The organism is Dickeya sp. CFBP 2040 (genome assembly GCF_012273755.1).
Classification (GTDB): domain Bacteria; phylum Pseudomonadota; class Gammaproteobacteria; order Enterobacterales; family Enterobacteriaceae; genus Dickeya; species Dickeya poaceiphila.
Genome location: NZ_JAAVXH010000051.1, coordinates 1 through 14212 on the forward strand (window position 1 = coordinate 1; position 14212 = coordinate 14212).

Consider the following 14212-nt stretch of genomic DNA (forward strand, 5'->3'; position numbering starts at 1 on the left):
ATGGTCGTTACTGCCCCCTTTTTCCGGTCCATCCCCATATTTGATATATAATGCACTTAATTAATGAAATGGATTATTTTTTGACCTATTTGATGACTTTTTGATTCCACAAATTGCGCTGTAATCCATTCCATCTTGCTGAAAATATTGTGATCTTACTCACATGAAAAAGTCGGATGAGTGACACTCTGTAATTTGATTTCCGTCAATCGTAATCAGTCGCGTTATGGTTGAGCGGTGCAACGCCTGATACGCTATGCACCTGTCGACCTGAAAAGAAATAAGGTGAACTCAGTCTATGGAATGGATCGTTGATCCAACAATCTGGGCCGGCCTGGCCACATTGGTGGTTCTGGAACTGGTATTAGGTATCGATAATCTGGTGTTCATCGCCATTCTGGCGGAGAAGTTGCCGGAAAAATCCCGTGATCGGGCGCGATTTGTCGGGTTGTTGCTGGCTCTGTTGATGCGGTTCGTACTGCTGTCATCCATCTCCTGGCTGGTTTCGTTGATCCACCCGCTGTTTACCGTTTATGGGCACCCGTTCAGCGCGCGCGACCTGATTATGCTGGTGGGAGGCGTGTTCCTGCTATTTAAAGCCACCATGGAACTGAATGAACGGCTGGAAGGCAAAGATCAGGCACAGCAAACCCAGCGCAAGGGCGCACGTTTCTGGCCAGTAGTCGCCCAAATAGTCGTACTGGACGCCATTTTCTCACTGGATTCGGTGATTACCGCCGTCGGGATGACCGAACACCTGCCAGTGATGATGGCAGCAGTCACCATCGCCATCGGCCTGATGCTGTTAGCCAGTAAACCCCTGACACGTTTCATCAATGCGCATCCCACCATTGTGATCCTGTGCCTGAGTTTCCTGCTGATGATTGGCTTTAGTCTGGTAGCGGATGCGTTTGGCTACCCGATTCCAAAAGGTTACCTTTACGCTGCCATTGGTTTCTCCGTGATGATCGAAATGCTCAACCAGCTTGCGCAATTCAACCGTCGGCGCTTTCTTTCATCATCAACCCCATTACGTCAGCGTACAGCTGAAGCCGTATTGAGATTACTGCGCGGCGAGCATGAAGAAGCAGAACTGGACAAGCAGACTGCCGACCGTATAGCGGACAACACCGGCAGCCCCGGCCAACCGGTGTTCAACCAGCAGGAACAACGCATGATCGAGCGCGTGCTCGGCATGTCGCAGCGTTCAGTCAGCAGCATCATGACCATCCGCCATGATATTGAACATGTGGATGTCAACATCGATCCGGCGAACTTCTATAAACTGATGGAAAAAAATCAGCACACCCGACTGGTGATGTTTGACAGCCATGCTTCCAGCGAACCGTTGGGCGTGGTGCATGTGATCGACCTGCTTCGCCAGCAATTACACGGGCAGCCGTTGAACCTGCGTGCGCTGATTCGCCAACCGCTGGTCTTCCCAGAACAATTGTCACTGCTTTCAGCGCTGGAGCAATTCCGTGAGGCACACACGCATTTCGCCTTTGTAGCTGACGAGTTTGGATCAATTGAAGGCGTTGTCACCCTGAGCGACGTCATGGAAACCATTGCCGGTAATCTGCCGCTGGAGGGGGAAGAGCTGGACGCCCGCCATGATATTCAGGAAAACGACGACGGCACCTTAACCGCTAACGGCTATTTGCCGGTCGAGGATCTGCTGATGTATATCCCGCTGCAACTGAATGAAAAGCGCGATTACCACACGCTGGCTGGTTTGCTGATGGAGTATGCTCAGAAAATTCCTCAGGAAGGCGACGAAGTGCTCATCGACAATACACTGTTCCGGGTACTGACGGTGGAAAGCCACCGTATCATGAAAGTATTGATTATCCCCGAATCCGACCCACAGCCGGATTATGAGGTGTAATCAACAAGGCGTATCAACGTCAACCAGCATGTATGCACAACAAAGGCGGCCTGAGCCGCCTTTAGCAAGGTCTTCACCGCAAACGCTTCATGCACGTCACATGCCTGTCGCCGGTGTTTTAGACGTCGGCTGATTCTTATCAGCCCAGTCATTCAGGCGTTTTTTCATCTCATCCTGCAACCGCTTACGCAGTAACTGATCGACCTGCAACTGGTAGTTCAGATGACCGAACTCGCCGTACAAACGGAACGGAATAGCGGTATCCTGCAACAGTTGCACCCATTGCCCATCGCCTTTCCATCCTTGCGTGACACGTACATCCATATTGATGTCGCAACGCTGTGCAGGCAAATCAAACTGACCGTCACCATTCACCGTCAGTGCTTCTGACTGACCGGATAGTGACTGCAAATCCAGTTTGCCTGCATCAAGCATCGCTTCGCCGCGCATTTGCCGAATGTCGGTATAGCGAGAATAGTCGTCCGGAACCTGGATACTACTGTTGTTGCGCGCCACCGCCTGCTGAATCAACTGCTGGATGTTAAGCCCGGAGAGCCGCAACTGGTCAATCTGCACCGAAGCAGAGCCTCGCCATTGCGTGATCAACGCTTGCTGTGACAGATCATCACCGCTAAACCGCCCTTGCAGACTCAGTTTACCGTCCAGACCATCAGGCAGGCCAAACAGCGGCAACAGTGTCGCCAACGTCACCGACGTCAATGTGGGTTGAATAGTAATAGCGGGAGATACATTCACATTCATGGTTCCCGGTATCGAGAAATGCCCCTCGCCTACCTGACCGCTGAAATCAGTCACCTTGACGGTGCCACGCTGATTACTGCCTTTAAGGGCAAACTGGTTAACCGTTATTCCATGATAGACCAACGTATTGACGCTCACCGTTACCCGGTCAATAGAATTGCGTAACCCCTGATAAGGCTCTGATAGCTGATCGTGCGAGAATACCGGTTTAGCAATCACCGTTTTGTCGCCGCTTTCGCCACGTTGCGAAGGGGGTTCCAGTCCCAGCAGCGCATCCAGATCCAGTTTTTCCGACTGCAACGCCAGCGTATATTCCGGCGTCGTCCCAAAAGTAGCGGATAATGATCCGTTCAACTGACTATTATTGGCACTGAGCGTAAACTGGTTGACGGTCAGTTTCTCTGGCTGGCGCTGGTAACTGCCGCGAATCGCCCCTTTACCGCTGATACCCTCTGCTGGCAAACCAGCGCCTTGCAACTGATAACTGATACTGCTGATATCAGCGCCGATCTGTTGCGGATAGTTTTGCATACCCAGCACGGCGTCGAGTGAAAATGACAAGTCACGCTGGTCTCGGTTAAAACGGCTGGAGAGCGATACCCGCACCTGCCGGGTGTTATCGCTCTCCAGCGTCAGGTTGATGTCACGAACATTCAGGGCAGGAGCGTCTCTACGCTGGAACACCAGCACGCTATCGGCCACCTCTACCCGGTTGATGTCAAAACGCCACGGCGTCTCCGGCTCCGGTGACGGCGAGCCAGCCGGGGCAATCGGCACCGGACCGGCTACCCGCGCCTCACTGTCTGGCGTCAGACGAATCACCGCGCCTTTCAGCATCACCTGTTTGACTTCCAGTTGGTGAGACAGCAACGGCCAGAGCTTCACATCCAGCCGCATATTCTCAGCGCTGATGACCGGCGTTGCCGCGCCTGGCGCGCTTACTGACAGAGTACCGGACAGAATGCTCAGTTGCGGCCACACATGCCAGCGCAGGTCCCCATCCAGATTCAACCGGTAACCAGAGCGCGCCTCAACCTGATGCACCATATAGGCCCGAAAATCGTTCGGATTGATCAACACCACCAGCGCCGTCATGCCTGCTGCCAGCACCACCAGCAGAATCACCAGCGCGGTAAACACTCTTCTCATGCCATCCTCGTTCGCGGTCGTACCTGACCCAGCTAGTCTTTATCAATCCGGCTTGCTACCGCGCCCTGCTGGTCCTTGTATTTCGCGTCTTCACGGCGGTTATATGGCCGTGCGGCGGGACCAGAGAGCGGTTCGAAGCTCAATGCGCCGATAATCATGCCGGGGCGCAGCGCCAGCGGCAGCTTACCTGAGTTATAGAACTCCAGCACGATACGTCCTTGCCATCCTGGATCGATACGGTGGGCGGTCACATGCACCATCAGTCCCAGACGAGCCAGCGAGGAGCGGCCATCCAACCAGCCCACCAGATTATCCGGCAACGTGACCGACTCCAGCGTTACCGCCAGCGCCAGTTCGCCCGGATGGAGGAAAAACGCCTCGCCTTCCGCCAAATTGATCTCATCACTCATTACGCGATCCAGCGCAGCGCTCACCTCATCTTTCGGCCCGCTCAGATCAATGAACGGTGCGGTATGACCGCTAAACACCCGGAACTGATTGCCCAGCCGCACATCCAGCGTTGCGCCGTTAATCCGCTCAATCGGAGGACGTGGCGTAATCACCAGACGTCCATCATCCAGCCAGGCTTCAATATCACGGTCACACAGTCTCATTATCTTCTCCAGTAAGACGCTTGCAGGTTTTCAAACTGCCACAGCAGCGCCGGAAATGCCATGCCGTTTCCACCCGCTTACTCAAAGAACTGGCTGATTTTCGCCTTCAGAATATCAATGGCGATGCGGTTCTTACCGCCGCGCGGGACAATAATGTCCGCATATTGTTTGGACGGCTCGATAAATTGCAGGAACATCGGGCGCACCGTTTTCTTATATTGTTCCATCACCGAATCCATCGAGCGACCACGCTCCTTGACATCACGGCACATACGACGCATCAGGCAAATATCCAGCGGGGTATCGACAAAAATGGAGAAATTCATCTCCTCCCGCAGTCGCGCATCGGTCAGCAACAGAATGCCTTCAAGAATAATCACCTTTTTCGGAGCCATCTGTAACGTTTCCTGCAAACGCGTATGCTCCACATAGCTGTACTGCGGTAATGCGATCGACTGACCGGCCTTAAGCATCTGCAGATGTTGCAACAGCAAGCTGTGATCCATCGAACTGGGGTGGTCGTAGTTGGTTTTGACCCGTTCTTCCATGGTCAGGTGAGATTGATCCTTGTAATAGCTGTCTTCCGGAATAACGCCAATATGTTCATCGCCCACCTGATCACGCAGTTCGCGGTACAGGGTACTGGCAATAAGACTTTTTCCGGATGCGGACGCGCCGGCAATCCCGATGATGACACACTGGCGAGACTTATCAGTCATGGCAATAAGGACCTGATTAAATAAAGAAGGAGGGGGACACACACCGAACGATTCAGGCGCGATTCATACGGGATCGTGCGCCGAAGAACAGCCATCAGCAGCATACGGGTTGATTGCAGAACATGGTCGGGGTGTCTGACGCGGCAATTATAGGGAGTTCGCGCCATTCGCGCCAGTATTACGCAGGCGGATACTCGTGGTGCACACAGCATCTGCCGTTATATATGCCAGATGTCGAAAACAACGGATACCGCCCCTAACTTCACGGTATCCGTTTAAGGCGGTCAAACCGCGCGGAACGCGATTTCTGTTGGGATCACCTCACCCTGCCAGTACAACTGTGCCGCCACCTTCCCCGCCAGTTCGCGGTACAACTGAGTAAATTCGCTGTCCGGCTGGCTGACTACCGTCGGCTCGCCGCGGTCCAGGTCTTCACGCAGAGAAATATGCAACGGCAACTGTCCCAGCAAGGCACAGTGGTATTTTTCCGCCAGCTTTTGCGCCCCTCCGGTGCCGAAAATCGGCTCAAGATGGCCGCAATTGCTGCAAATGTGCACGCTCATGTTCTCGACAATGCCCAACACCGGCACGTTGACTTTCTCGAACATCACGATGCCCTTCATCGCATCCATCAGCGCGATATCCTGTGGGGTCGTCACCACCACCGCACCGGTGACCGGCACGTTTTGCGCCAGCGTGAGTTGGATATCGCCGGTGCCCGGCGGCATGTCCAGCACCAGATAATCCAAATCCGGCCATAGCGTATCCTGCAGCAACTGCAGCAGCGCTTTGCTGGCCATTGGTCCACGCCATACCATGGCGTTATCGTCGGTCACCAGATAACCGATAGAGTTGGTAGCAAGACCATGCGCCATGATCGGCGCCATGTGTTGCCCGTCCGGCGAGGTTGGCCGCTCACTGGCCGCCCCCAGCATGGTAGGAATCGACGGTCCATAGATATCCGCGTCCAGAATGCCAACGTTGGCCCCTTCAGCCGCCAGCGCCAACGCCATGTTCACCGCCGTACTGGACTTTCCGACGCCCCCCTTGCCGGAACTGACGGCGATAATGTTCTTCACGCCTTTGACGCCTGCCTGATTATTCACCCGGCGCAGCGTGGCGATGTTGTGGGTCAACCGCCATTCCACTTCACGAGCGCCGCACAGGCGCAACAATTCCTCACTGACGCTGTCTTTCAAATCCGCCAGGCCATTCAGCCAGACGAACGGCATGGTCAACTCAATATGCAGTACATCGTCCAGCAGCGCACAGTGATGCAACGCATTAAGCGTGGTCAGGTTATTTTTCAGTGTCGGGTGTGAAAAAGAGGAAAGTACGCCATTCACCATGGCGCGCAACATCTCTGGGTTTTGCGCAGGGAGTTTATCGTTCATCCCGGCTCCTTGAGTTTGAATTAAAGTCGTTATCACAGCGGCCTTAGCATAGCAGAACGCCCGCACGTGGGTGTATCGCGCACATTCACGATGTAGAAAAAAGGGTTGAATCAACCTTCCAGCCAACGTGAAGCCAGTCTTGTGATTTCGTCATTGTTACCGGCAGAAGCGGTTTTGTTGCAACCCGTATCGCCCCAAGGTTTACGCATTAAGGCACGATGGGGTAACATCTGGATTCCTTCTTTATTTATTCACCAACCAACAAGCAAGTTCCCCACTATGACTCAAGTCGCAAACAAAATTTTGGTAACGTGCGCGCTGCCTTATGCTAACGGTCCGATCCACCTGGGCCACATGCTCGAACACATTCAGGCGGATATTTGGGTCCGTTACCAGCGAATGCGCGGCAATCAGGTGCATTTTATTTGTGCAGACGATGCCCACGGCACGCCGATCATGCTCAAAGCACAGCAAATGGGCGTGGCGCCAGAGCAGATGATTGCGACGGTGAGTCAGGAACACCAGCAGGATTTCGCCGGATTTAACATCAGCTACGACAATTATCACTCCACGCACAGTGAGGAGAATCGCGAGTTGTCGGGGTTGATTTACCGTCGGCTGAAGGAAAACGGTTTTATCAAGAACCGCACGATTTCCCAGCTATTCGACCCGGAAAAAAGCATGTTCCTGCCGGATCGCTTTGTGAAAGGCACCTGCCCGAAGTGTAAGGCGCCGGATCAGTATGGCGATAACTGCGAAGTGTGCGGTGCGACGTACAGCCCCACAGAGCTTATCGACCCGAAATCCGCCGTGTCCGGTGCGACACCGGTGATGCGTGAATCAGAACACTTCTTCTTCGATCTTCCGGCATTCAGCGACATGCTGCAAAGCTGGACCCGTTCCGGCGCGTTGCAGGAACAGGTCGCCAACAAGATGCAGGAGTGGTTCGACGCCGGACTGCAACAGTGGGATATTACCCGCGATGCGCCTTATTTCGGTTTCGAAGTGCCGGACGCGCCGGGCAAGTATTTCTACGTCTGGCTGGATGCGCCAATCGGCTACATGGGTTCATTTAAAAACCTCTGCGATAAGCGCGGCGACCTCAGCTTCGACGAATTCTGGCGTAAAGACGCCAGCACCGAGCTGTATCACTTTATCGGCAAGGATATCGTCTACTTCCATAGTCTGTTCTGGCCGGCGATGCTGGAAGGCAGCGGTTTTCGCAAACCGACCAACCTGTTCGTGCACGGCTATGTGACGGTGAACGGCGCCAAGATGTCTAAATCGCGCGGCACCTTTATCAAAGCCGACACCTACCTGAAACATCTGGATGCCGACTGCCTGCGTTACTACTACGCCGCCAAGCTTTCGTCACGCATTGATGACATCGACCTTAATCTGGAAGACTTTGTGCAGCGTGTAAACGCCGACATCGTTAACAAGGTGGTCAACCTGGCTTCGCGCAACGCCGGTTTCATCAACAAACGCTTTGACGGCCAGCTGGCCGCTCAACTGGCCAACCCGGCGCTGTATCACACCTTTATCGACGCCGCACAGACCATCGCCGATGCCTTCCACAACCGTGAGTCCGGCAAGGCTATTCGCGAAATTATGGCGCTGGCGGATCTTGCTAACCGCTATGTGGACGAACAAGCGCCGTGGGTGGTCGCCAAACAGGAAGGCCGCGACGCCGACCTGCAGGCAATTTGCTCAATGGGCATCAACCTGTTCCGCGTGCTGATGACCTACCTGAAGCCGGTACTGCCGTCGCTGGCGGAACGTACCGAAGCCTTCCTGCAAACCGAGCTGCGATGGGATTCGCTGGCACAGCCGCTGGTAAACCATCGAGTCGGTGCGTTTAAGGCGCTGTTCAACCGCATCGACATCGCACAGGTACAAGGCATGATCGACGCTTCTAAAGAGGATGCCGCCGCAGCCGTGGCCAAACCGGCATCTGGCCCACTGGCCGACAACCCGATTCAGGACACCATCGACTTCGCCGATTTCGACAAAGTGGACATGCGCGTCGCGCTGATCCAAAAAGCCGAACTGGTGGACGGCTCGGACAAACTGTTGCGTCTGACGCTGGACCTGGGCGGTCAAACTCGCCAGGTATTCTCCGGCATTCGTGCCGCCTATCCGGACCCTTCTGCGCTGGAAGGCCGCCTGACGGTGCTGGTTGCCAATCTGGCGCCGCGTAAAATGCGCTTTGGCGTCTCCGAAGGCATGGTAATGGCCGCTGGCCCCGGCGGAAAAGACATCTTCCTGTTAAGCCCTGACAGCGGCGCTCAGCCGGGGATGCAAATCAAGTAAGCCCATTAACACCAGGCTGGTTCACCGGCCTGGTGTCATACCCACTTCGGTATTCCCCTCCCGTCTACACCTCTGACGTGTCGTTATTCGGACAAACAGCAATAGCGCGTTTATCTCGACCATGATACACAGTGATAAGTCGTGATTATCACGCCGCGTACTCAGCTACGTGGTGCGTAGTCGGCCTGCACCTTCTCGCCATGCGTGATGGTCACGACGCCAGCCACATCATCGATCATGGAGGAACATCGAATGCTTCGTATGACCCCTTTGCTGTTGAGCGCAGCGCTGCTTGCTACCACCGCGCCAGCTATGGCGTCCAGAGCGCTAAACAGTGCCGACGACGTGATTACTACCCTGAATAAGGGGAACAGTGTTAACGTCACTATCGATCTGTCCGCTTGTACACCACAGAATGGCACACCAGCCAGCAAAACTCGTGGCGGCCTGCACATCAACGCCTATCGTCTGATTGATAACGGTACGTTGTCGTTTAGCGATGAGCACTTCACCGTTGCCAACGATGGCACGCCGATTCAGCAATTCATGCGCTATCAGGTACAGCCAGATAACACGGTGCGCTTCACGACCTTTATGTTTAATCTGCCCAGTCTGCAACAGCGCGGTAATACCCTAAGCTACCTGTGCAAGCTGGGTCAGGATATCCGCTTCTTCGAACAGTAAGCCTTACCAGACGTGCCCGACCGGCTGGTCTGGGCGCGTTTATTTCTCCCTTGTCTCGCCGCCAGTCCGCCCCTCATTGCATTGAACGAAAAGTTATAACTTAAACCCAAACGACATAATCCGCCCCCTTTGCACACCGCAGAGTTACCCGCTATGATTCCTTATCACTAAAATAGACATCCAGACATAAAGATATCCATAAACTGGCAAACCTGATTCACAACACCGAGGATTGAACATGAAAAAATTCCCTGTTGCGCTGCTGGCCCTGAGCCTGACTGCCTCATTCTCCACGCTGGCTGCGCAGACACCCGCCACTGCCGTGCCGGTTCCTGCCGCTATCGCCAACCATCAGGGACCGGTGCGCATCGCCGTGATCCGCAACCTCGGTTCAGATGACAACACCACCCAATTCGTTTCCGGTGTGCTGGAAGAAGGCAAAAAGCTGGGGTTCAAGATCAGTACCTTCCTGAGCAACGGCGACGACGCCAAATTTCAGGACTTCGTCAATCAGGCTATCAGCCAGAAATATGACGGCATCATTCTGTCTCAGGGCCGTGCGCCCTATTCCACTGAACTGATCCAACGCATTGTTGACAGCGGCATCAAAGTAGCCGTGTTTGACACTGCGGTGGATCGCACCATTCCCGGTGTGACCGTTACCCAGCAGGACGATGCGTCGCTGGCGAACGAATCTCTGGGCCAGTTGGTGAAGGATTTCAACGGCAAAGCCAACATTGTCAAACTGTGGGTGGCCGGTTTCCCGCCGATGGAACGTCGTCAGACGGCCTACCAGCAGATCCTGAAAGACAATCCGGGCATTAAAGAGCTGGAATCCATCGGTGCGGTCTCCTCTGACGTACAGGGCGACACGGCCAACAAAGTGGGCGCGATTCTGGCAAAATACCCGAAAGGCAAAATTGACGCTATCTGGGGCTCCTGGGATGCCTTCAGCCAGGGTGCATACAAGGCGCTGAAAGAAAACGGTCGTACTGAAATCAAACTCTACAGCATCGACATTTCCAATCAGGATCTGCAACTGATGCGTGAGGCCAATAGTCCATGGAAAGTGAGCGTAGCGGTAGATCCGAAACTGATCGGCAAGGTCAACCTGCGTCTGGTTGCCAATAAGATAGCCGGCGAGCCGACACCGCCAACCTACGAATTCCGCGCCGCCAGCATCCCGCAGGCACTGCTGCTGAGCCAACCCGGCCCAGTCAACGTGACGGGGCTGGCAAAAATCATCCCAGGCTGGGGCCAGACCAATGACTTTATTGCACCGTGGTTTGCTACACTGGAAGCCAAAAGTAAATAAAGGTCTGTCATAACGGAGGTTCATATGGCATCAGCGCCCCTGCCCATGCCGGAATACAGCCGCAACATGCGGCTGATTGGACACAGTGATCAGGGCGGGCGCCCTGATGGCGTGCAGGTCATGGTTCATCGTGGTTACGCCTATATCGGACACATGGTGTCGCAGGGCGTTTCCATCGTCGATGTACGTGACCCGAAAAACCCCAAACCAGCCGGCTTTATCGCCGCACCACCGGGTACCTGGAATATTCATCTGCAAACCCACGATGACCTGCTGCTGGTGGTCAATGCACGTGATCTGTTCGCCGACGCCCGCTTCGCCGAAGAAAAAGTCTACTACACCCGCTCGGTGGCAGAGACGGTGAGCAGCGGCCAGCAGGATAAATACTGGAGTGCCGGACTACGGATATTCGATATCTCTACCCCGGATCAGCCGCGTGAAATCAGTTTCCTGCCGCTCGATGGCATCGGTATCCACCGCATCTGGTACGTCGGTGGCCGCTGGGCGTATGTTTCTGCGCTGCTCGATGGCTACAGCGACTACATTTTTCTGACCATAGACCTCGCCGACCCGCGTAAACCGCACGTCGCTGGCCGTTATTGGCTACCGGGTATGCACACCGCCGGCGGCGAAACCCCGAACTGGCCGGAAGGTAAGCGCTACGCGCTGCACCACGCCATTGTCAGCGGCGACACCGCCTACGGCAGTTGGCGCGACGGCGGCCTGACACTACTGGATGTAAGCGACCGAACCCAGCCCACGCTCATCAGCCATCGCAACTGGAGTCCGCCTTTTGGCGGCGGCACCCACACCGCGTTACCATTGCCGGACCGCGACCTGCTGATCGTGCTGGATGAAGCCGTGCTGGATAATCAGGAAGACGGGGAAAAGCTGATTTGGGTGTTCGATATCCGCGAGCCGTCCAACCCGGTGAGCATCGCCACCCTCCCACAGCCCAACGAAACCGATTATGTGAAGAAAGGGGCGCACTTCGGTCCGCACAATTTGCATGAAAACCGACCGGGCAGCTTCATCAGCTCGACACTGATTTTCGCCACCTACCAGAATGCCGGGGTGCGCGCTTATGACATCAGCAATCCGTATCGGCCAAAAGAAACCGGCGCGCTGGTTCCTGCCGCACCTGAACGCATGATCGACAAACGCCCCGGTCGCCCTCAGGTGATCCAATCCTGCGATGTGTTTGTCGATGCGCAAGGAATTATCTATAGCACCGACTATAACGCCGGATTGTCGATCATCGAATATCGCGGCTAACCGCTGGAAGCCTTCGCGCTGCCCTCCGGCAGCGCGTGATTCAGGCATCGCGCATCGGTGATTAGTCCAGCGCCAGTACCGACACCCACATCGGTCCCTGCCCGACCGGGTAGCGAGCCTGCGGCGTCAGGCTGCCATTATCCGGCTGAATGCGGTACACCTCAATGTGGTGAGATTTCTGACCGGCGGCGATCAGGAACTGGCCGCTGTGGTCGATGTTAAAACCACGCGGTTGCGTTTCCGTTGGCTGATGTCCCGTCAGGGTCAGCGAACCATCCTGCGCCGATACCTGGAAAATGGAGAGCAGGCTGGCGGTGCGATCAGTGGTGTACAGGTGGCGACCATCCGGCGTGATATGGATATCCGCCGCCCAGCAGGTGCCGGTAAAATCGGTCGGCATCGCGCTTAGCGTCTGAATTCGCTGCCCTTCACCCTGCGCATCCAGTTCGAACACATCCACTGAGCTATTCAGTTCGTTGACGCAATAGGCGAAACGGTTATTCGGATGGTACGCCATATGGCGCGGCCCGGCACCCGCGGCAGCACGCTGTTCAGCAGGCTGATGTTCGCTCAGGCGGCCATTGCTGCCGACATCATACAAGCGAATGCGATCTTCCTTCAGGCAAGGCGCCCACAGCACGCGGTTAGCCGGATCGATATTGGTCGAGTGGCAGCCTTCCAGCCCGTCTAGCTGTTGGGCAGGCGCCTGTACTACGCCATCGTCGCCAATCGGGCTGACGCTGACGCAAGCATTGCTGTAAGAGGCACTGAACAGGAAACGCCCGGTCTGATCAGTAGACAGGTGCGTCGGGCTGCCCGGCAACGGCGCCACACCGGCTTCGCTCAGTTTCCCTAGTTCGTCAATGCGATAGCTAATGACACGAAACTCAGGGCGCACGCCGACATACAGATGGCGCTTATCCGGCGCGATAACCATTGGTTGCACCTGACCGGGGACATCAACCACCTGTAACAAGCTCAGCGCCCCGCTGGAAGCGAGTTGCCAGACATGGATCTGCTGACTTTCCGGACTGGCGATATAAACCACTTGCTGCATTCGATTCTCCTTGTTGGCACCAGTGAGGCGACAGGCGCGCCTCGTTACGCTCAGGCTAGGCTTTCATTTATCGGTGCCGGCTTCCCAGCGAGAGAGTCAGCACGGAAAAAGGGCCTGTTGCTTCAGATGACTTCCAGTGTACCATCCCAATGAAGTGAACCCGATAACCCGTTGAGAATACCATGACTTATCGCATCATTGCCCTCGATCTGGATGGCACGCTGTTAACGCAAAAGAAAACGATTTTACCGGAATCCCTACAGGCGCTGGCACAGGCCCGGCAGGTGGGCATCAAGGTCATCATCGTGACCGGTCGCCACCATTCGGCTATCCACCCGTTTTATCAGGCACTGGAGCTGGATACCCCGGCAATTTGCTGTAATGGCACCTACCTCTACGATTACCAGACCGGACAAGCCAGCGAAGCGAATCCGCTCACGCCAGCACAGGCTAAAAACGTCTTACAGCGGTTACAGCAGTTTGCCATTCACGGCCTGATGTATGCAGACGACGCCATGCTCTACCAGCACCTTACTGGTCATATTACCCGTACCCAGACCTGGGCGGAAAATTTGCCCGAATCACAGCGTCCGGTGTTCCGCAAGGTAGATGACCTGCTGACCGCCACCAACCACTGCCGTTCTATCTGGAAATTCGCCACCCACCACACCGATACCGCGCTACTGAACGATTTCGCGCAACAGGTTGAACAAGAGCTGGGACTGGCCTGCGAATGGTCATGGATGGATCAGGTGGATATCGCCCAGACCGGCAACAGTAAAGGCCGGTTGCTGCGACGCTGGGTGGAATCTCAGGGACTTAGCATGAACGACGTAGTGGCATTCGGCGATAACTTTAATGACATCAGCATGTTGTCTGCTGCCGGATTGGGTGTGGCAATGGGCAATAGCGCCGACGGCGTCAAAGCCCATGCCGATCTGGTGATCGATCACCATGAACAACCCGGTATCGCTGAGGTAATTCGCCATCGGGTGCTGGTCTGAGCTTGTCACGCACCCCGCCAGGACGAGGGCGTAGTTGA

General features: G+C 55.2%; 11 protein-coding genes. 6 read left to right on the forward strand and 5 right to left on the reverse strand.

Translation table 11 applies throughout. The features are described from left to right. Positions 1 to 298: 298 nt before the first annotated feature. Positions 299 to 1888 carry a TerC family protein gene (locus tag Dpoa2040_RS06800; protein ID WP_168640789.1) on the forward strand — a complete coding sequence of 530 codons (1590 nt, stop codon included), beginning with the start codon at positions 299 to 301 and terminating at the stop codon, positions 1886 to 1888. 96 nt (positions 1889 to 1984) lie between these two features. Here Dpoa2040_RS06800 and asmA read toward each other — a convergent pair whose 3' ends face one another. The 4 genes from asmA to apbC all read right to left on the reverse strand — a co-directional run bounded on the left by asmA (position 1985) and on the right by apbC (position 6526). Beyond that, positions 1985 to 3799, reverse strand: coding sequence for an outer membrane assembly protein AsmA (gene asmA / locus Dpoa2040_RS06805; protein ID WP_168640790.1), 1815 nt, complete (start codon positions 3797 to 3799; stop codon positions 1985 to 1987). 32 nt (positions 3800 to 3831) lie between these two features. Beyond that, positions 3832 to 4413: a dCTP deaminase gene (gene dcd / locus Dpoa2040_RS06810; RefSeq protein ID WP_042869608.1), complete on the reverse strand. Its 582-nt coding sequence runs from the start codon at positions 4411 to 4413 to the stop codon at positions 3832 to 3834. Between the two features lie 77 nt (positions 4414 to 4490). Further along, entirely contained in the window at positions 4491 to 5132 is a 642-nt protein-coding gene (gene udk / locus Dpoa2040_RS06815; RefSeq protein ID WP_168640791.1) for a uridine kinase, read from the reverse strand. A 284-nt stretch (positions 5133 to 5416) separates the two neighbouring features. Continuing rightward, on the reverse strand, positions 5417 to 6526 hold the full coding sequence (apbC, locus tag Dpoa2040_RS06820) for an iron-sulfur cluster carrier protein ApbC (protein WP_042869604.1): 1110 nt from the start codon (positions 6524 to 6526) through the stop codon (positions 5417 to 5419). A 279-nt stretch (positions 6527 to 6805) separates the two neighbouring features. Here apbC and metG point away from each other — a divergent pair, with 279 nt between their 5' ends. The 4 genes from metG (at position 6806) to Dpoa2040_RS06840 (ending at position 12113) form a co-directional block, all read left to right on the forward strand. Continuing rightward, a complete protein-coding gene (gene metG, locus Dpoa2040_RS06825) occupies positions 6806 to 8839 on the forward strand; it encodes a methionine--tRNA ligase (RefSeq protein ID WP_168640792.1) in 2034 nt (677 codons plus the stop codon). Positions 8840 to 9091: 252 nt separating this feature from the next. Continuing rightward, positions 9092 to 9523 (forward strand): VirK family protein, encoded by a 432-nt coding sequence (locus Dpoa2040_RS06830; RefSeq protein ID WP_168640793.1) that lies wholly within the window; start codon positions 9092 to 9094, stop codon positions 9521 to 9523. A 238-nt stretch (positions 9524 to 9761) separates the two neighbouring features. Further along, positions 9762 to 10838: a sugar ABC transporter substrate-binding protein gene (locus Dpoa2040_RS06835; RefSeq protein WP_168640794.1), complete on the forward strand. Its 1077-nt coding sequence runs from the start codon at positions 9762 to 9764 to the stop codon at positions 10836 to 10838. A 24-nt stretch (positions 10839 to 10862) separates the two neighbouring features. Continuing rightward, on the forward strand, positions 10863 to 12113 hold the full coding sequence (locus Dpoa2040_RS06840) for an LVIVD repeat-containing protein (protein WP_168640795.1): 1251 nt from the start codon (positions 10863 to 10865) through the stop codon (positions 12111 to 12113). A gap of 61 nt (positions 12114 to 12174) precedes the next feature. Here Dpoa2040_RS06840 and pgl read toward each other — a convergent pair whose 3' ends face one another. Continuing rightward, complete coding sequence (gene pgl / locus Dpoa2040_RS06845) at positions 12175 to 13170, reverse strand: 6-phosphogluconolactonase (RefSeq protein ID WP_168640796.1); 996 nt, start codon at positions 13168 to 13170, stop codon at positions 12175 to 12177. Between the two features lie 182 nt (positions 13171 to 13352). Between pgl and Dpoa2040_RS06850 the strand changes: the two genes are divergently transcribed. Next, on the forward strand, positions 13353 to 14174 hold the full coding sequence (locus Dpoa2040_RS06850) for a pyridoxal phosphatase (protein WP_168640797.1): 822 nt from the start codon (positions 13353 to 13355) through the stop codon (positions 14172 to 14174). The last annotated feature ends 38 nt before the right edge of the window (positions 14175 to 14212 follow it).

Bases quoted from the DNA above. Each gene is read 5' to 3' on its own strand.
- Dpoa2040_RS06840 (WP_168640795.1), top strand. From the start codon at position 10,863: ATGGCATCAGCGCCCCTGCCCATGCCGGAATACAGCCGCAACATGCGG.
- Dpoa2040_RS06835 (WP_168640794.1), top strand. From the start codon at position 9,762: ATGAAAAAATTCCCTGTTGCGCTGCTGGCCCTGAGCCTGACTGCCTCA.
- Dpoa2040_RS06830 (WP_168640793.1), top strand. From the start codon at position 9,092: ATGCTTCGTATGACCCCTTTGCTGTTGAGCGCAGCGCTGCTTGCTACC.
- metG (WP_168640792.1), top strand. From the start codon at position 6,806: ATGACTCAAGTCGCAAACAAAATTTTGGTAACGTGCGCGCTGCCTTAT.
- udk (WP_168640791.1), bottom strand. From the start codon at position 5,132: ATGACTGATAAGTCTCGCCAGTGTGTCATCATCGGGATTGCCGGCGCG.
- Dpoa2040_RS06800 (WP_168640789.1), top strand. From the start codon at position 299: ATGGAATGGATCGTTGATCCAACAATCTGGGCCGGCCTGGCCACATTG.
- apbC (WP_042869604.1), bottom strand. From the start codon at position 6,526: ATGAACGATAAACTCCCTGCGCAAAACCCAGAGATGTTGCGCGCCATG.
- Dpoa2040_RS06850 (WP_168640797.1), top strand. From the start codon at position 13,353: ATGACTTATCGCATCATTGCCCTCGATCTGGATGGCACGCTGTTAACG.
- asmA (WP_168640790.1), bottom strand. From the start codon at position 3,799: ATGAGAAGAGTGTTTACCGCGCTGGTGATTCTGCTGGTGGTGCTGGCA.
- pgl (WP_168640796.1), bottom strand. From the start codon at position 13,170: ATGCAGCAAGTGGTTTATATCGCCAGTCCGGAAAGTCAGCAGATCCAT.
- dcd (WP_042869608.1), bottom strand. From the start codon at position 4,413: ATGAGACTGTGTGACCGTGATATTGAAGCCTGGCTGGATGATGGACGT.